This window comes from Desulfocurvibacter africanus subsp. africanus DSM 2603 (genome assembly GCF_000422545.1).
Taxonomy (GTDB): Bacteria; Desulfobacterota; Desulfovibrionia; order Desulfovibrionales; family Desulfovibrionaceae; genus Desulfocurvibacter; species Desulfocurvibacter africanus.
Genome location: NZ_AULZ01000033.1, coordinates 19,463 through 37,836, shown reverse-complemented (window position 1 = coordinate 37,836; position 18,374 = coordinate 19,463). Strand labels below are relative to the sequence as shown.

Annotated in this window: 18 protein-coding genes; 7 read left to right on the top strand and 11 right to left on the bottom strand. The window is 57.5% G+C overall.

Going from position 1 to position 18,374, the window contains the following annotated elements:
* Positions 1-328: 328 nt before the first annotated feature.
* Positions 329-763, top strand: coding sequence for a PaaI family thioesterase (locus H585_RS0117210; protein ID WP_027368732.1), 435 nt, complete (start codon positions 329-331; stop codon positions 761-763).
* A 164-nt stretch (positions 764-927) separates the two neighbouring features.
* On the opposite strand, the gene H585_RS0117205 is transcribed toward H585_RS0117210, so the two are convergent.
* The 11 genes from H585_RS0117205 to H585_RS0117155 all read right to left on the bottom strand — a co-directional run bounded on the left by H585_RS0117205 (position 928) and on the right by H585_RS0117155 (position 11,119).
* A complete protein-coding gene (locus H585_RS0117205) occupies positions 928-1,236 on the bottom strand; it encodes a hypothetical protein (RefSeq protein ID WP_027368731.1) in 309 nt (102 codons plus the stop codon).
* Between the two features lie 33 nt (positions 1,237-1,269).
* Positions 1,270-1,608: a c-type cytochrome gene (locus H585_RS0117200; RefSeq protein WP_027368730.1), complete on the bottom strand. Its 339-nt coding sequence runs from the start codon at positions 1,606-1,608 to the stop codon at positions 1,270-1,272.
* A gap of 359 nt (positions 1,609-1,967) precedes the next feature.
* A complete protein-coding gene (locus H585_RS0117195; protein ID WP_027368729.1) occupies positions 1,968-2,384 on the bottom strand; it encodes a MarR family winged helix-turn-helix transcriptional regulator in 417 nt (138 codons plus the stop codon).
* Positions 2,385-2,683: 299 nt separating this feature from the next.
* Positions 2,684-4,594: a heavy metal translocating P-type ATPase gene (locus tag H585_RS0117190; protein ID WP_027368728.1), complete on the bottom strand. Its 1,911-nt coding sequence runs from the start codon at positions 4,592-4,594 to the stop codon at positions 2,684-2,686.
* 231 nt (positions 4,595-4,825) lie between these two features.
* The gene (locus H585_RS0117185; protein ID WP_027368727.1) at positions 4,826-6,418 is read right to left on the bottom strand and encodes a S10 family peptidase; all 1,593 of its coding nucleotides are present in this window, start codon (positions 6,416-6,418) and stop codon (positions 4,826-4,828) included.
* Positions 6,419-6,457: 39 nt separating this feature from the next.
* The gene (locus H585_RS0117180; RefSeq protein WP_027368726.1) at positions 6,458-7,189 is read right to left on the bottom strand and encodes a precorrin-8X methylmutase; all 732 of its coding nucleotides are present in this window, start codon (positions 7,187-7,189) and stop codon (positions 6,458-6,460) included.
* A complete protein-coding gene (gene deoC, locus H585_RS0117175) occupies positions 7,186-7,941 on the bottom strand; it encodes a deoxyribose-phosphate aldolase (protein ID WP_027368725.1) in 756 nt (251 codons plus the stop codon). Before deoC ends, H585_RS0117180 begins: the two co-directional genes overlap by 4 nt.
* A gap of 86 nt (positions 7,942-8,027) precedes the next feature.
* On the bottom strand, positions 8,028-8,720 hold the full coding sequence (locus tag H585_RS0117170) for an amino acid ABC transporter permease (protein ID WP_027368724.1): 693 nt from the start codon (positions 8,718-8,720) through the stop codon (positions 8,028-8,030).
* Between the two features lie 12 nt (positions 8,721-8,732).
* On the bottom strand, positions 8,733-9,434 hold the full coding sequence (locus tag H585_RS0117165; protein ID WP_027368723.1) for an amino acid ABC transporter permease: 702 nt from the start codon (positions 9,432-9,434) through the stop codon (positions 8,733-8,735).
* 71 nt (positions 9,435-9,505) lie between these two features.
* Entirely contained in the window at positions 9,506-10,324 is an 819-nt protein-coding gene (locus tag H585_RS0117160) for an ABC transporter substrate-binding protein (RefSeq protein WP_027368722.1), read from the bottom strand.
* A 66-nt stretch (positions 10,325-10,390) separates the two neighbouring features.
* Positions 10,391-11,119 carry an amino acid ABC transporter ATP-binding protein gene (locus tag H585_RS0117155; RefSeq protein WP_027368721.1) on the bottom strand — a complete coding sequence of 243 codons (729 nt, stop codon included), beginning with the start codon at positions 11,117-11,119 and terminating at the stop codon, positions 10,391-10,393.
* Between the two features lie 450 nt (positions 11,120-11,569).
* Between H585_RS0117155 and H585_RS0117150 the strand changes: the two genes are divergently transcribed.
* From H585_RS0117150 to H585_RS23155, 6 genes are all read left to right on the top strand, one after another.
* Positions 11,570-11,896 (top strand): 4Fe-4S binding protein, encoded by a 327-nt coding sequence (locus H585_RS0117150; protein ID WP_027368720.1) that lies wholly within the window; start codon positions 11,570-11,572, stop codon positions 11,894-11,896.
* A gap of 12 nt (positions 11,897-11,908) precedes the next feature.
* Entirely contained in the window at positions 11,909-13,060 is a 1,152-nt protein-coding gene (locus H585_RS0117145; protein ID WP_014261597.1) for a 2-oxoacid:acceptor oxidoreductase subunit alpha, read from the top strand.
* 3 nt (positions 13,061-13,063) lie between these two features.
* On the top strand, positions 13,064-13,903 hold the full coding sequence (locus H585_RS0117140) for a 2-oxoacid:ferredoxin oxidoreductase subunit beta (protein WP_005984291.1): 840 nt from the start codon (positions 13,064-13,066) through the stop codon (positions 13,901-13,903).
* A complete protein-coding gene (locus tag H585_RS0117135) occupies positions 13,900-14,529 on the top strand; it encodes a 2-oxoacid:acceptor oxidoreductase family protein (RefSeq protein WP_027368719.1) in 630 nt (209 codons plus the stop codon). Before H585_RS0117140 ends, H585_RS0117135 begins: the two co-directional genes overlap by 4 nt.
* A 493-nt stretch (positions 14,530-15,022) precedes the next feature.
* Positions 15,023-15,445 (top strand): DUF4019 domain-containing protein, encoded by a 423-nt coding sequence (locus H585_RS0117130; protein ID WP_027368718.1) that lies wholly within the window; start codon positions 15,023-15,025, stop codon positions 15,443-15,445.
* A 467-nt stretch (positions 15,446-15,912) separates the two neighbouring features.
* Complete coding sequence (locus H585_RS23155) at positions 15,913-18,336, top strand: hypothetical protein (RefSeq protein WP_138708213.1); 2,424 nt, start codon at positions 15,913-15,915, stop codon at positions 18,334-18,336.
* Positions 18,337-18,374: the final 38 nt, after the last annotated feature.

The following is an 18,374-nucleotide window of genomic DNA, read 5'->3' as shown; positions in this document are numbered from 1 at the left end:
TTAATAACTTGCAGGTTATCTAGAGAGACATTGCCCCGCTGCCGAGGGAAGCTATCCGCGATGCGTTGATACTGCTCTCTGGTTATTTGCATACCAACAAGCTAGCCAGAGATTAGACAATGACAAGTAGAGTTAACAGGCCCTAGTCTTCACTCAGGGGCGAGTGAAGGCAAGGGCTCGCCGGCTGCGGCTTGGCGAGCCCTTGCTTTTTTATTCGAGAGCAATTTTTCTGTATGTCGGCGAACCTGCGATGCTCCATCGCGTCTGAGGCAGACGGGGCAGGGTGGCCACAACGCCGAGAGGAAGCCCAATCCGAAGGGAGTCAGCCATGATCGATGCATACTTGAGTGCGGTCCGCCAGGAAAGTCAGACGGTTAATCGCCTGTTTGGCTACATGGGCATCCGCGTTGTCGAGATCACTCCCGCGCATGCCGTGCTCGCCCTGCCGTTTCGGGAAGAGTTTCTGCAAGGCGCGGGCAGCCTGGCTGGCGGCATCCAGGCCGCGCTCATGGATGAGGCCATGGCCCACGCAGTGCTTGCCGGCCTTGAGCCGGATTGCCAGACCGTAACCATGGACCTGCACATGCGCTACCTGCGGCCCGCAGGCCGCAGCTCCTTGCGCGCCGAGGCGCGCATCGTTCGGCGCGGGGGCAGGGTCGTGGTGGTCGAGGGCGAGATACAGAACGACGCGGGCGAGGCCGTGAGCCTTGCCACGGCCTCGTTCCTCATTATCCGTCCCGAATCGCGACAGCCGAAGGAGTAGCGCCGGAGTATCCGGCACGAGACAGCATCTTCTCTAAAGCATTTTGCATTTCAGACGCTCCCTTCGGCGTTGACGGCGGAATTACATTCCGCCTACGCCTGCGGGGCGGCAAGCCATGCCGACGCATGGCTTGCAGAGCATTTTCAAAAGCAAAATGCTCTAAGCTATTCCTTTTTTGTAAATACCTTACCTGCTTCCGCCGGCCCCTTCGTGATCCATTTGCGTAAATGCTCCTCGCAGCCGCATGCCGGGCACGTCATGGCTTTGTCCAGGGCGTTTTCCTCGCCACGCGCGGCGAACCAGGCACGGGCCTTTTCCATCCAATGTGGGTCCTTCCAAAGCGGATCACGGTCCGGCCCGCTGTCATGCTCCCGCCAGAATTCCAGCCATAGGGCAGGCATCTCGTGGCTGCCTTGGTTGCATCTGGGGCAGGTGAACAGTGTGATTTTTTCGAGTGATTGCTTATCGATCATCGCACTGCCTCCGGTTTCAGCCAGAGAGGTTGTTTACTGGCCCAGGGCTGACACATAGGCGGCCACGGCCGGAATCTCCTCCTCGGACAGGCTGCCCGCCTGCTCCCGCATGACACCCTTGAATGCGCCGCCGTAGGTTCCGGCCCGGTAGCCCCTCAAAGCCTGTTCTATCTCCTCGGCCGACATGTTCGCGATGACTTGGCTCACCCCATAGGCCCGGCTTTGCGCCTGGTCGCCATGGCAGCGGGAGCAGATCTGCGTGAAAATGCCCTCAGGCGTGCGCTGCTCCGCCGGAATGTCCTGGGCGGTCTTGCCTGCGCAAGCGATCAGCGCGAAGGCGGCGGTGAAAGCGAGACACAAGATTAACTTCATCGCGTCCTCCTGTCGTTGGGCCGGTCCTGGCTCTTACGGTAGAAGCGCTCGGAGTCGTCATGCGGTTCCTTGCGCGCGTCCGCGTGCGTGTACATCATGTAACCGGCTCGATGATATTCCAAAACTACATTCTTTTTTAGCGCGCCGTCCAGCCAAAGATGATTTGGTGTGTACTCCACCGAGTTGCAGGGCGTGGCAGGTCATATATGCAGCCAGACCGCAGCACACGCATGGATGGGCTGATGCTCATCGCTTCCTGCGGTCGAGCTTGCCGTGTGTACGTCCCGGGTGGAGCTCATACCGGCTGCTAAACATGCTCAAGGAAACATGTCCTTCAGAAAGCGGCAGAGCACGAGGGGTCAGAGATGGGAATTGAGCTTCTGTAGGATCACTAAAAGCGCATCCGCTTCACTGGGAGCAAGCGAACTGACCAATTCATGGGTAAGTTGGGTATGTAAGGCGTGGTGCTCCTGAAAATGCCTGTCCCCCTCGGGAGTCAGCTCGACCCGGATGGATCGCCTGTCGGTCTCGTGAGGCTTTCGCGTCACCAGACCCTGTCTTTCCACTCGATCGACGAGCACGGTCAGTGCGCCAGTGGTTATGCCCATCTTCTGGGCGAGTTCCTTCATGCGCAAGTTTCCAAAGGAGCCAAGAATCTCCAAGGTATGCATCTGAGGAAGGGTAAGACCCGTCTCCTTGACCACACCCTGCTCCCAGGACGAGAATTTTTCATAGAATTCGATCAGGGCTTGGGTGAGAACGTCGGTCTGTTCCATGTCTTCCTCTCAGGCTGTATCGCCAGGACATTCTGATCGCTCGCAACTACCATGAGAATATGCGTATGAAAACCGCGGATCCAGGCTCCCGGCTCATGGCAGGAGCGGGCATGGGAGAGGAACGTGCCGCATTGGCGACGTTCCCTCCCGGCCTTTCGGTTAACGACAAGTTTTAGAGCAGATTGCTTTTAAGACGCCCGCTCCGGCGTTGACGGCGCAAGTGAATTGCGCCTGCGCCGAAGCTAGCGGCAAGCCATGCCGACGCATGGCTCGCAGAGCATTTTCAAAAGCAAAATGCTCTAAACAGCTTTTGGAGCCAGCCGGCCCTCTGAAAGGAAAGCCAGGCTCGCGGAAGACAGGACGACGATAATGGAGCCGACGTTGTGGAAAAGCGAGGCCATGATCGGGCTCAAGAGACCATAGCCGCTCCCGAAGATGGCCACGGCATTGAAGAGGAGCCCCAAGCCGATATTGATCTTGATCATGGCCACCGTCCGTCGGCTCAACTTAATGAGGAAAGGCAGCTTGGAGATGTCGTCATGGGTCAGTGCAATATCGGCGGTCTCCAAAGCCACATCGGTTCCGGCAGCCCCCATGGCTATGCCGACATTGGCCCTTGCCAGGGCCGGAGCGTCGTTCACACCATCGCCGACGAATATGATCCTGCGGCCCTCCTGCGTCTGGAGCCGCTCAATCACCTCAAGCTTGTCCTGCGGCTTGAGGCCCGCCCAGTGCTTATCCACCCCCAGGGACTCAGCCACCTTGCGCACCGAGCGTTCATGATCCCCCGAGAGAATGCCGGTCGATTTCATGCCGAGCTGCTTCAGGGCTTGGATTGTAGCTTGGGCGGTCGGCCTGGGCTTATCCGAAACGGAGAGCAGGCCGATCGGCTCCTTATTGCGGTAAACGACGATGGGCGTGGCTCCACGCGCCTCCATGGCCTCCAGGTGGGCTTTGAAAGGGGAGGGCAGGGCGGCGTTTCCACCTCCGAGGTGGGCGCTGCCGACTTCGATGCAGTCGCCATCGACCATGGCCCTGACGCCAAGGCCGATTTCGCTCAGAATTGATTCGGCCCGCCGCACGGTTATTCTGGCGTAGTGAGCGGCCTTGACTACTGCCCGGGCCAGGGGATGAGCGCAATTCTGCTCGGCGCAGGCGGCCCAGGCAATGACTTCGTGCGTTTCCAGGCCGCTTCCGGCGACCACGTCATCGACCTTGGGCTCACCAAGGGTGAGTGTGCCGGTCTTGTCGAAAAGCACGACGTCGGCGCGGGCGGCCTCCTCCAGGAACTGGCCCCCCTTGATCAGGATGCCGGCTTTGGCCGCGCGGCCGATGGCCGCCACTGTGGCGGTGGGAGCAGCCATGATCAGGGCGCATGGGCATCCGGCAATGAGCACGGCAACCGCCCGGCTGACGTCTCCCGACAAAGCCCAGGCCAGCCCGGCAAGGGCCAGGACGGTCGGCGTGAACCAGGCGGCATAACGGTCGACGAGCCGCGCGGCGCTAGGCTTATGATTTTCCGCCTCGGTGACCAGCTTGATGACCTTACCGAGTGTCGTGTCCTCCCCGACCTTGACCGCTTTGATTTCTATGACACCGTTGTAGTTGAGGGTCCCGGCCAGAACCTGATCCCCAACGCCCCTTTCGCGCGGAAGGGCTTCGCCGGTGATGGAGGATTCGTCCACGGCCGTCCTGCCGGCGATGATCTCTCCGTCCACGGGCATGCGCTCTCCAGGCTTGACCAGCAGGACGTCACCGGTGGTGATCTCTGCTACCGGCACCACTCGCTCGATGCCTTCGGCAAGAAGAGTCGCCTGCTCGGGAGCGATGCGCACCAGGGCCTGAATGGATTTCCGGGCCGATGCGCTTACGGCTTCTTCCACCAGAGAACCCAGGGTCATGATGAAGCTGACCACGGCGGCGGTCAGGAACTCGCCCTGGAGACACGAGGCGATGATAGCCAGGCTGACCAGTTCGTCCACGTTGACCTGGCGTTCCCAGATCCCCTGTATCGCCTCGCGGACGATGGGCAGGCCATTGATGGCCACGGCGGCCAGAGCCATAACCAGGGATATCCAGGCCGGAGCAAGTCCTGCCCAATCCCAGAAGATGCCTAGGAGGGCCAAGGCGCCACCCAGGGCGCAAATGTAGAATTCCCGCAGGTTGAAGAGATCCTTGTACACCCCGGGAACCGCGAAACGTCCGATCATGATGAACTCCTCTTGCGGCGGATTGCTTTATGCAAAAGAATCTCTATTTTTGGATATCTTTATTGTCAAGGTAAATGGCGGTAAACGCCTGTTTGACGTCACTCAAGCGCCTGCGGGGACTGCCAGGCCATGCGCTTCCCCTGGGGGTGGGTGGGGCCAGGAGAGGGCAAAGCCCTTTCCAGCTCTTGTGCAAAAGGCTTTAGCCGGACGGATGGACTTCCGCTCCAAACTTCAGGGCCTTGGCTTGGTGCTGGGCCGGTTCGGGGGATTCAGGCTCTCACGGTAGAAGCGCTCGGCGTCGTCATGCAGTTCCTTGCGCGCGTCCGCGTGTGTGTACATCATGTGACCGGCTCGATAATACTCCAAGATAACATTCTTCTTGAGCGCGTCGTCCAGCCAAAGATGGTTCAGCGTGTATTCCACAGCGGAGCAAGGCGTGGCCAGGTCATACATGCCGCAGGCCAGCAGCACACGCATGGACGGGCTGACGCTCATGGCCTCCTTGAGCGGCGTGACAGCGTCCAGATAGCCCTGGCCCTCCTCTCCCGCAGCCTGCCAATCCCAGCTCATGCCCACCTGCGGATTGAGAAACTCGTATAGCAGATCGCTTTGGTATTTGAGATCCCTGATCAAGTAGGAGTGCATGGCTGAGGAAAACGGGCCGTAGAGGGGCTGGAGGGTTGGGTCGTAGCTTGGCGCCGATCTCTGTGGCTCGGGGTTCACGGCGGCGATCGTGGCGTCCATGCGGCCGATGAGCCTCTCCCTGTCCTGCAGCAGTTCGCGGCGGAAGCGTGCAGGTTCCAAACGCAGGTGATTCTCCAGATAGAGTTGCGCGGGCAGGCCGGTAAGCTCGGACAGCCGTCCGGCCACTTCCCGGCTTCTCGCCTCCGGGAGGATGCTGCCCTTGGCCAGAGCCGGCAGATATTCCTCCAAGGCAAAAGCTCCGGCCTGGGTGGATAGCTGCTCCAGACTCAGTCCCTGGCCAGCCTTGCCATGGTAATGGGCCACCGAGGCGTAGGCCGGCAGATAAAGCGCGAAAGGCAGATCGTTGATGGGCGACAGGAGGATGGTTTCGTAGAAGAGCACGGGCGAGATGAGCAGAATGCCCGCGGCCTGCAGGCCGAATTCACTCTGGAGGTATGGCGCCAGGAGCGCCGCGCGCGTGGTGCCGTAGCTCTCGCCGGCCAGGAAGATCGGCGAAAGCCAGCGGCCGTTGCGCGTCACCCATAGGCGGATGAACTCGGCCACGGACTCCACGTCCTTCTCGATATTCCAGAAGGGCTTGCCGGCAGGTTTGGCCTCGCCCAGGCCTCGGCTGTAGCCCGTACCCACCGGGTCGATGAACACGATGTCCGTGAAGGGCAGCCAGGAGGACTCGTTTTGAATCAGCCGATAGGGTGGAGGCGGCAGCGTGCCGTCATCATGCAGTGCCACGCGCAAGGGGCCAAGGCCACCCAGGTGCAGCCAGACCGAAGCCGCGCCCGGGCCGCCGTTGAAGGCGAAGGTCAACGGACGGGGGCTCGTCCCCGCGTTTTCCAGCTCATAGGCGACATAAAAAATGCGGGCTTTCGGCTCCTGGCTTTCCTCATCCTTGATGACGAGTTCGCCGGCCGTGGCCGTGTAGGCATGGGTTTTGCCGTCGAGGCGCAGTTCGTGACGCGTGAGGGATTGCCGCTCCGCCGACGGAGCAGGCTTGGCCTTGGGGGCGGGCTGCTCCTGATCGGACGGCTCGGGCACGACCTGCACCGCCAGAACGGGCGAACAGAAATAAACGCAGGCGAGCAGGGCAAGGAACAGCGGCAGAGACGGTCGCATGGGATGCATTTTATCGCTCCATGGCGGCCGCGCGCATTGCCGGCCGGTTCAGGTCTGTACGATGCCTTGTTCGCTCGAGACGCGCTCCAGGGCCAGCTCGGCCAGGGCGTTCACGGCACTGGCTGCCAGAGGCGATCCGCCTTTGCGGCCAGTGACCGTAATCCAGGGCGCTGGGCTCGCCTGCACGAGCAGTTCCTTGGACTCGGCCGCGTTGACGAATCCCACGGGCATGCCCACGATCAGCGCAACGGGCAGGCCGTTGGCGGGCTCCATGGCCGCCAGGCGGCGCACCAGACGCACCAGGGCCGTGGGCGCATTGCCGATGACAAAAACAAGGGGGGCCGCAGCGGCAAACTCCGTACGCAGGTCGAGAGCCAGGTCCACGGCAGCCATGGCCCTGGTGATGCCTTCCGCTTTGGCTCTCTGCACCACGCGCGGGTCTTCCATGAGGCACAATTTACGGCAGCCCAGGGCCTCCAAACGGCGTATGGGGATGCCGGCCAGGGCCATGCGCGTGTCCGTGACGACGAGCGCGCCTGAGCGCAGGGCGGCGATGCCCGCGCAGGCGGCTTCGGTGTGGAAGCGGGTCAGGCGCAACAGCTCGAAATCAGCCGTGGTGTGGATCATGCGCCGCACGATGGGCCATTCCACCTCGGAGAACGGGATGGGCTTCGGGGCCTCGGCCTCGATGATGGCCATGGAACGGCGCTCGATCTCGGCCGGGTCGCTCAGGTCGAGGTCATGCCCATAGGGTTGTCCAGGTCTGTTGTGAACGCTCACGAAACCTCCCCCGGCAGACTTTCTGGATCGCCCAGGGCCATGGCCTGCTCCATGATGGTCACCGAGGCAGACGTGCCGACAATGCTCGCACCTGCCTGGAGCATGGCCAGGCATTGTTGCAGATCGCGTATCCCGCCGCTGGCCTTGACTCCCATGTCCAGGCCCACGACGTCGCGCAGCAGCGCCACGTCCTCGGCGGTCGCTCCGGGGTGGCCCAAGCCCGTGCTGGTCTTGACGCAAGCGGCTCCCGCAGCCTTGGCCAGGGTCGCGGCCATGATGCGCTCGTCGCGGGTCAGGTCGCCGGTCTCCAGGATGATCTTGAGCCTTGCCGGGCAGGCGGCCTGCACCAGCGTGGCAATCTCGTGCAGCACGCGGGCGTGGTCGCGTTGACGCAGCAGATCGCGATTCAGGACCGCATCCACTTCGGCGGCGCCTGACGCCACGGCCGCACGCACCTGATCGGCCTTGTCCTCCAGCGGTTCCAGTCCGCCGGGAAAGCCGGCCACGGTAATGGCCAGGGCCTTAGCGTCCAGGCGCGAGACGACCTGCCCCAGGTGCTCGGGATAGACGCACACCCCACGGAAGCCGAAACGCAGGGCTTCGTCGCACGCGCGGTGCAGCTCTGCGGGCGAGGCATCACGACGGAGCAGGGTGTGATCGATGCAGGATGCCAGTTCGTACGGGCGCAGGGGCCGGGCTTGGCTGGCCGGGCGGTCATGCACCTGGGCCGCGGGGTCGCATGGGCGTTCCATCATGCCTCCTGTATACAGAAGCCGGAGAAAAGAAGAAAGCCGCGCCCGCACGAACGGACGCGGCTGGAATTCGTGATCGAGCGGAACTAGCGGTTACGGGCCTGATAGCGGGACATCTGGCGCTCCAGCATGCGACTCGCTTCGGTCAGGGCATAACAGACTATGAAGTACATGATGGCGATGGTCACGAAGATTTCCGTGGTTACGTAATCGCGGTTCATGACCTGCTGGCCCGTGCGCAGCAGTTCGTTGACGCCGATGATGGCCGCCAGGGAGGTATCCTTGATCAAGCTAACGAACTGATTGACGAAAGAGGGGATCATGTTGCGTAGAGCCTGAGGCAGGATGACGAAGCTCATGGCCTGCACTTGGGACAGGCCGCTGCCGCGTGCTGCCTCCATCTGGCCCTTGGGCAGGGAGAGCACGCCCGCGCGCACGATTTCGGCCACGTAGGCGCTGGTGAAGATTATGAAGGATATGAGCGCGCTTTGGGCCTCGGGCAACGGAGCGCCGAACAGGACGGGCGACAGGAAGTAGAACCAGAAGATGACCAGCAGCAGCGGGATGCCGCGCACCACTTCGATATAGACGATCGCCGGCCAAGCGATCCAGAGCCGTTTGGACAGGCGCATGAGGCCCGCGCCCAGCCCCAGCCAGAAGGCACCGAAGATGCCGCCGATGGACAGCAGAATGGACATGGCCAGTCCGCCGAGCGGACCGTTGGGCCATGCGCCCCACAGGAAGTAATCGAAGTTGTTCCAAACGACTTGCCAGCCCACGGTCCTGCTCCTCTAGTAGGCGATCTGGCGCAGAAAGCGCTTGTTGTACTGGGTGATGAGGAAGGACACCGCGAGCGATATGGTCAGGTAGATGATCAGGATCACGGTGAAAGCCTCGAAGCCCCGACCGGCGTAGGATTCGATCTGCCTGGCCATGTACATGAGGTCCATGACGCCGATGGTCATGACCAGGGACGAGTTCTTGATGAGGTTCAGGAACTGCGAGATGAGCGGCGGAATGATTATCCTGAACGCCTGGGGCAGAATGACGTGGTGCATGGCCTGCAGGAAGGAAAGGCCGCAGGCGCGGGACGCTTCCAACTGGGTCTTGGGAATGGCGAAGATGCCCGAGCGGATCTCCTCGGCGATGAAGGCCGAGGTGTAGACCGTTAGCGAGATGACCCCGGCCCCGAACTCGAAGTCGTGCTCGTAGAGCCAGGTGTTGACGAATTCGGGCAGCACGGCGTGCGAGCCGAAATACCAGAAGAATAGCTGCACCAGGAGCGGCGTGTTGCGGAAGAATTCGGTGTAGGAAAGCGCGAGCCACTCCAGGATCCTGACCTTGGTCAGGCGCATGACGGCGATGAGGGTGCCCAGGACCAGAGAGAGCACGATGGACACGGCCGAGATCTGCAGCGTGATCAGCAGGCCGTCCATGATCCATTGGCCGTACTCGCCCGTGATGACGGCCTGCCAGTTGAATTGGTAGTTCAATGCGAATGTCCCGTGGTTTTATCGGAAAGCCGGGGCGCCGCGAGACGGCGCCCCGGAGAAAAGCTTCAAGCCTAGTTGGGCCAGACTTCCATCTTCCACTCAAGGGGCAGATAGTACTTGGTGTTGGGACCGAACCACTTGTCGTACAGCTTCTTGTACTCGCCGGAGGTCCACAGGTCGGCCAGGGTCTTGTTCACGAAGTCGCGGTAGTCGGAGTCGTTCTCGGGCAGGCCCAAGCCATAGGGCTCGTCGGAGATGTAGTTGCCGACGATCTCATAGTTGTCCGGATTCGGAGCGCTGTTCTTGATGCCGAGCAGGATGCCGGAGTCGGTGGTCACGGCCACGACCTTGCCCTGGTTCATGGCGAGGAAGGCCTCCGGGTAGGTCTCGAAGGAGAGCACAGTGCTCTTGGGCTGGGCGTTCTTGATGTTCTGCTCGGAGGTCGAGCCCTTGGCCGTGCCGACCTTCTTGCCGGCCAGGTCGGCAGCGCTCTTGATGCCACTATTCTTTTTGACCAGCAGCTTCTGGCCGTCCATGAAGTAGGTGATGGAGAAGTCGATGACGTCGTCGCGCTCGAACTTGTGGGTCATGGTCGCGGCCAGGATGTCCACGGAGCCCTGGGTCAGCATGGGAATGCGCGTGGCGCTCGTCACGGGCTTGAGCTCGAGCTTCACGCCGAGCTTGTCGGCGATGGCCTTGACCAGATCGATCTCGAAGCCAACCAGCTGCTTGGACTGGGGATCCACGAAGCCGAAGGGTTGCTGCGAATCCTTGACGCCGGCGATGAGCACGCCGCGTTTCTTAATGTCCTCGATCTTGCCGGCTGTGGCAACCGAGGCCAGCAGCAGGGCCGAGAGGGCCACGACCGCGAGAATGGTCAATTTACGCATCATCCAACCTCCACTGTAGTTGTAGACAAAGCGGGATGATCCCGCTTCCATCCGGTTCGAGCGTTCCTACAGGATCTCCTTGAGGAAGGCCTGGGTGCGCTGGTGCTTCGGATTCGTGAAGAACACGTCCGGCGGCCCTTGCTCGATGACCTCGCCGCCGTCCATGAACACGACCCGGTCAGCCACCTCGCGGGCGAAGCCCATCTCGTGGGTCACGCAGAGCATGGTCATGCCGTCGCGGGCCAGGTCCTTCATGACGCTCAGCACTTCGTTGATCATCTCCGGGTCCAGGGCGCTGGTGGGCTCGTCAAAAAGCATTATCTTGGGCTTCATGGCCAGGGCGCGGGCGATGGCCACGCGCTGCTGCTGGCCGCCCGAGAGTTCTACCGGGTACTTGAGGGCCTGGTCGTGGATGCCTACGCGCTCAAGGAGCGTCAGCGCCGTTGCCTCGGCCTCGTCGCGGGTGATATTCCTGACCTTGATGGGCGCCAGGGTGACGTTCTTGAGCACTGTCAGGTGCGGGTAGAGATTGAACTGCTGAAAGACGATGCCGATCTCGGACCTGAGCTTGTTGATGTTCACGTCCGGGGCCTTGATGTCCTTGCCTTCGATGAGGATCGTGCCCTGCTGGAAGTCCTCCAGCCGGTTGATACAGCGGATGAAGGTCGATTTGCCCGAGCCGCTGGGGCCGCAGATGACCAGCACTTCGCCCTTTTGGACGCTCTCGCTGATGTTCTTGAGCACATGAAAGTCGCCGTACCATTTGTTCAGCGACTGGATCTGAATTAATGACATGCTCGTCTCCGCCAAGTGAATCTTGCGAAAAAGGAGAAATCGGCTGTGCCGATTCGGCCGGAGGGGTTTGCGCGGTCTCACGCCCGTCCCATTCCTGGCACGCCAGCAGATCGACCTTCGGCCTGCCGGGCTCGTCAGGCGCGGCTACGCGCACTGCATGAGAAAACCAACGCTGCCTAACGCAACAGTGAGAGCTAACGTAAAATATCCTTTGGGTCAACCTGATGATATGGCAAAAATGTGAAATGAATGAATGGGCTTCGATTCGATACGGAGCCATTCCGCATTATCGACAGGAGAAGGCTTCGACAACCGATGAAATCTCGGAGCGCGAGTTGTTCTGGTTGCACTTTTGTGGTCTATGGACTAGGCTTTACAGAAGCGTTTTATAACCAATGCTGTGCGGCCAAGCGTGTCACGGCGCGCAGGCGACCTTCGGAAACATCCACTATGGCAAAGAGCAAGGGACAAACCGAAATCATCATTTTCCCGGACTGGTGCAAAGGCTGCGCGATCTGCGTGTCTTTCTGCCCGGCCAAGGTGCTTGCCCTTAACGAGGCGGGCAAGTCCAGCGTCGTGGCCCTGGAGGAATGCATCAACTGCGGATTCTGCGAGCTCCATTGCCCGGACTTCGCCATCATGGTCCGGCCTCGGCAGGCTCAGAATCGGCGCAAGAACGATGTGGCGCCGTCTGAGTCCGCTTCCGTAGAGGCGCCCGACAAAGCAACCGGCGCGGCCGCCGGCGATCCTTCCAACGACAACGACCCCAAATCCTAGGCAGGCGGGACCATGGCCAACGCTCCCAAAAGAAAACGTACCGAGATCTTCGCCCTCGGCAACGAGGCCGTGGTAGAGGGAGCCTTGTTCGCCGGTTGCTCCTTCTATGCCGGCTATCCCATCACCCCGTCCTCTGAGGTCATGGAGATCATGGCCGCGCGACTTCCGCGCACCGAGAACGGCGTGTTCATCCAGATGGAAGACGAGATCGCTTCCATGGGTGCGGTCATCGGCGGCTCGCTTGCCGGCCGTAAGGCCATGACCGCCACCTCGGGCCCAGGCTTTTCGCTCATGCAGGAAAATCTGGGTTACGCCTGCATGGCCGAAGTTCCGTTGGTCATCGTCAACGTCATGCGCGGCGGCCCGAGCACCGGCCTGCCCACTTCACCCGCTCAAGGCGACGTGCAGCAGGCGCGCTGGGGCACCCACGGCGATCATCCGATCATCGTGCTCTCGGCAGCCGACGTGCCCGAGTGCCTGGAAATGACCATCACGGCATTCAATTTCGCCGAAAAGTACCGCACGCCGGTCATCCTTCTCCTGGATGAGATCACGGCGCACACGCGCGAAAAGATCACCCTGCCGCATGAGAAGGACTACGAGATCTTCAACCGCCTGGTTCCGTCCATGCCGCCCGAGTGGTACAAGCCCTTCGAGGAGACCGTGCGCGGCGTGCCGCCCATGCCGCCCATCGGCTCGGGCTACCGCTTCCACGTCACGGGCCTGACCCACGACGATATGGGCTTTCCCACTCAGCGCCCCGACGAGGTCAAGGCGATCATCGAGCGGCTGCACCGCAAGATCGACCAGTTCTTCTACGATATACAACTTACCCAAGAATATGACACGGATGACGCTGAAATCGTAGTCATAGCCTACGGCAGCGTGGCCCGCTCGGCCCAACTGGCCGTGAGCCAGGCCAGGGCCGCAGGCGTCAAGGCCGGCCTGCTCAAGCTCAAGACCCTGTTCCCGTTCCCCAAGGCCCCGGTGGTCACTCTGGCGCGCAAGGCCAGGGCCATCATCGTCCCGGAGATGAACATGGGCCAGATATCCCGCGAGGTGAAGCGCGTTAACAACGGCTTGACCAGGGTGCGCACATTGAACCGCATCGACGGCCAGATTATCACCCCCTCGCAAATCCTCAAGGCCATCCAGCAGGTGTAGCCCATGAGCGACGTAACCCAGCTCATCCACGATTATCTCAGGCACAACAAGAAGTTCCCGCATGTATTCTGCGCGGGATGCGGCCACGGCATAGTGCTCGGCTCGCTCATCCGCAGCGTGCACGCCCTGGGGCTGTCCAAGGACGACGTGGCGCTGGTGGCCGGCATCGGCTGTTCCGGCCGCATCGCCGCCTACGTGGACTTCAACACCGTGCACACGACCCACGGGCGAGCCCTGACCTTCGCCACCGGCATCAAGATGGCCAATCCGCAACTCAAGGTCATCACGGTCATGGGGGACGGCGACGCCTTCTCCATCGGCGGCAACCACCTTATCCATGCCGCGCGCAAGAATATCGGCGTGACCGTCCTGGTGCTCAACAATTTCATCTACGGCATGACCGGCGGCCAATGCTCCTCGACCACGCCCTTGGGCGCGGTTTCCCAAACCAGCCCCTACGGCCAGTTGGAAAAATCCTTCGACATCGTCAAGCTGACCAGCGCGGCCGGAGCCAATGGCGTGTCCCGCGGCACGGTCTTCCACGTGAACACCCTGGACCGGCTCATCCGCGAGGCCATCATGCGCCCGGGATTCAACCTGGTGGAAATCCTTACGCCCTGCCACACGCAGTACGGCCGCAAGAACAAGTTCAAGTCGGCGGTGGATATGTACAAGTGGCTAAGATCAAATGCTATTCCGGTGGAGAAATACGAGAAACTCAAGCCCGAGGAACGGGAAGAGCGTATTCCCATCGGGACCTTCGTGCAGAACGACGCGCCTGGCCTTGAGGAGCTGTATGCCCAGGTTCGCACCGCGCAGTGCGCCAAGGAGCGGAAGCAATGAAGGAGCGCATGATCCTCGACCGCTTCGAGATCCGCCTCTCGGGTACGGGCGGGCAGGGCATTCTGACCCTGGGCAAGCTCCTGGGGCACGGCTTGTCCATCGGTCAGGGCTACAACGTCACTCAAACTCAGAGCTACGGCCCCGAGGCGCGCGGCGGCTCCAGTCGCTCGGACCTTGTGGTCAGCTCGCAGCCCATAAGCTACCCCAAGACCGAGAACGTGGATCTCCTCGTGGCATTGTCCCAGGAGGCCTGCAACAACTACTACCGCAACCTCAAGCCGCGCGGTGTGCTGCTCATCGACACGGGCCTGGTCAAGCAGACTCCCACGAACATCTTCCTTGGCCTGCCCTTCACCAAGCTTACGGAAGACAAGATCAAGGTGCCCCAGGCCATGAACAGCGTAGTGCTGGGGGCCATTGCCTGGGTGCTACCTTTCCTTTCCCGAACCGCATTGCGCAAGAGCCTGGAAGAGACCCTGCCCGAGAAGATACGCGAGTTGAACCTCAAAGCCTTCAGCTTGGGCTATTCCCAGGCTCAGAAGCACCTGGGCCCTCCGCCGGAATACTGGCAAGGCGAGGAGGGCGGTGACGAGACCACGGACGCCACGCAGGAGGCCGAGGTCTGAGGGCGGGCGTGTAGGGAAGAACGCCCCCGGCTTGCTGGGGGAGATGCCCCCGGGCCTTTGCCGCGCAAGAAGACGCACGAAGGGCTGCCGCACAGGCGGCCCTTTTTCGTTGCCTGCCTTTAGCGCACCAGCCGCATGTCGTGCAAAGCCCCCGCCTCACATGGGTACGTGCTAGAGGTAGGGCCAGGGCAGGCTGTCCATGGCCGGAACAGGCTTTCCGGCAGGCCATGCGCGGGCACTTTGCTGCTTCTGGCGATGTTACGTTCCCGCCTTGTTCTCCTTTCCCGATCATCTTCATGGAAGAAATGTACCAGCCACTCATTGTGGAATGCTCGAAATGTGTGCATATGTTCATGCTGAGGCATTTCGAGATAGGCCTCTGCCGGAGAACCCGGCTTGCATTATGCCCGCGCTGCAGGCCCCGATGCCGTGTTTTTTGTGCAGAGGAAGACACATTCATGGCAGCTTCTGACAATCTGAGAAGGAGACAACCATGACTCGCCGCACCATCGGCCTGTTCATACTGAGCCTTTTTGCATGGATGGGGCTTGCCACGGCTCAAGGTTCCGACAAGGAAGCTGCTGCCCTCGCGGCGGCGGAGGAGTGGCTCGGCATGGTTGACGCGGAGCGGTACGGGCAAAGCTGGAACGAGGCGTCCGGCTATTTCCGCAGGGCGGTCATGCTGGACGAGTGGGAGCAGGCCCTGCAGTCCGTCAGGGCTCCCCTGGGAGGCGTGCTGGGGAGGAAGGTCAGGCGCACGGTGCACGCGACGTCATTGCCGGGCGCTCCGGACGGGGAGTACGTGGTCATCCAGTACGAGGCTTCCTTCGAGCACAAGAAGTCGGCCATCGAGACCGTCACCCCGATGCGCGACGAGGATGGCCGCTGGCGGGTGGGCGGGTACTACATCCAGTAGATGCCGGCGCAGCGCTGCAAGGGTGAGGGCCAACTGGCCTGCTCCAAAGCAGACTGCTGGTATCCTGATGCATATGGATGTGTGGAGGGGCGGCCCGAAGAGGATCGGGCCGCCGTGCATGGCGGCTGCGCAACGCGGCACCAACTGCCGGGTTGGCGCTAAGACTTGCTCCTCCTCAGAAGTAAGCGAGACAGAATGTGAGTTAAGGCCGTTGAGTATTCGCGGCATTGGCTTTGGCCTCAAAGATTCAATCCAGCCTATGACCTTGAAGCTGCCGTGCGGTGTTCTGCTCTGTAGTGCTTACACAGATGTGACCAGCCTGCTGCTCGGTTATATCAGATGTCCCTTCAAATTGTTCGCAGTTCTTCAGGGGGCACCCTTGACGAGAAGTCAAAAAAAGCCAAAAATGGTCTTAATCATATGGATAACATATTGTAATCGAAGTACATTTTTGAACTGGAGATTCCATGCTAACTCATCCCGACGAAGCGTATAGCAGAATACAGCGGATTTTCGATCATTATAAAGATGTTGATTTTAACGAAGCTGATACACGCATTAAGCTAATTGATTCGGTTCTCAAAGAATGCTTGGGCTGGAAAGAGGATGACATTTCAAGAGAAGAACACAATGAAAGTGGGTTTATTGATTATAGGATTCATGCTGATGGTGTTTCCAGGATTATAATTGAAGCTAAAAAAACTGGTGATTATTTTGAAGTTCCGATCTCGTTCAATTCTAGAAGATATAAAATATCAGCAAGTATATCATCAGTAAAAAATTTAATTAAAGCTATTCGCCAAGCTAGATCTTATTGTGACGATATTGGATGCAAATTCGGTTGTGTTACTAATGGCAAGCAGTATGTAATATTTTCTGCAATTTCTGTTGGAAGGCCTTGGATAGATGGAGATTGTATAGTATTTAACTCATTGAGAGATATTATAGATAATTTTAATTTATTTTGGAATCTGCTCTCAAAAGATTCAATAATAAATGGTCTTCTTGGTGAATATTTAGAAAAAGGTAAATCTGATCTTAAGTTTCAAAAGGTGATAGATCTGTTACATAACCCAGATGAAGCTTGGTTAAGGAATCAGCTTTATACTTATATTCAGCCTATTGCTGATTTTGCATTTAATGAGATGATTGATGAGGCACGTGCAGAAATTTTAAAAGAATGTTATATAGAAGAGCGCACGCGACATACTCAAAAAAATATCGATAGCTATTTCAGAGACAAGCTGCCGCACTTTGCTGAGCAATATGCTATTATGGACGCTGACTGTCCAGAGGGCAGAGAAGGCTTCTTCAACTCTGTAGCATATAGCAAAAGCCCAGCATCGCAAGGTGGCATAGTTGTCTTATTGGGTGGTGTTGGGGCTGGAAAATCTACTTTTATACATCGTTATTATCGATTTATCCTTTCCGGGTATGAAAAGTTTTTATGGTTTTATATGGATTTTAGGACTAATGTACCAAGTGGAGCAGAAGTTGAAGCTTTTATATTTGATAACATATACAAGAAATGGGAACAAGACTATAGCAAAAAACTAAATGAGTTATTCATACTCCCAAAAATACCAGATGATAAGCATGCTTTAAAAGATTATTTTGGAAATGTATTTAACATGCTTAAAAAGCATGGCTATACGATTTCAGTTGTATTTGACAACATAGATCAACATTCAACAGAACTTCAAGAACACATTTTTCTATACTCATCGCATTTATCAAGCTTCTTTAAGGCGATAGTATTAGTCTCTATGCGCGAGAATACATTTCTCACTTCAACCAGAGAGGGAGTGTTTGATGCATTCAACGTTCCCAAGTTTCATATTTCTTCTCCAAACTTTATAAACCTTATACTTAAGAGATTGAACTTTGCTATAGATTTTTTGCGTAGCGGGGACTATAATTATATTATCCATACGATGCCTAAAGATAAGCTAGATGATGTAATAGATTATTTTAGTATTCTTAAGGAATCGTTCACTAGTAAGAATAAACAATCAGAAAAGCTTATAAATTTTATAAATAACATTTCTGTTGGCAACATGCGTGAAGCTTTGCGTATGTTTACAAACTTTATCATTTCTGGACATACTAATATAACCGAAGTTCTTCATAAGAAAAGAATACAAGGAGCGTATCAGATTGCCTTTCATCAGATGATAAAATCGGTTCTCTTGGGAGATCGCAGGTATTATGATCAAGATAGAAGTAATATTTTAAACGTTTATGATTTTGACCCCTCTATATCAGATTCCCATAGTAATATTTTAAGACTGCTAAGTTATCTTTATGAAAAAAGATACTCACAAAACAAGATTGGCAGGGGCTATATATCAATCAACGAATTGTTTTCGGTAGCCGAATCAGCTCTCATTACGCGCCGAGTCATTTCTGATTGTCTTATTAGGATGGCTAGTTATAACCTTATCGAGTTTGATAACCTTTCAAAATCGAGTATTGAGAAAGCTTCTTATGCAAAAATTACTCATTGCGGCATCTTCTACCTTACAGATCTTTGTCATCAGTTCGCATACTTAGATCTTGTCTCAATTGATACGCCTATACATGATTTTGAATTAGTTAAGTCTATCTATGCTGACGTTGGAGATACCTCGTTAAAGAATAGAATCGCTAGGGCAAATGACTTCGTTGTTTATTTAAAGGAGTCTGAAGAACAAGAATTTAAACGTCATCCAGAATTGACTTTTAATGAATTTGCTAAAAATAGGTTTTTATTAAATGCGTTTAATGTATTCTCATTGCAACAAGCGCGAATTATGGATAACAACAATAGACGTGAAAGAAAGAATGAAGAACTTGGTCTTCCTATTGCAAAAAAGTTTAAACAACGCAATTACCGAAGACGCTATCGTTAAATCTAATAAGTTCCAGAATGGAGCAGAGCACTGGCAAA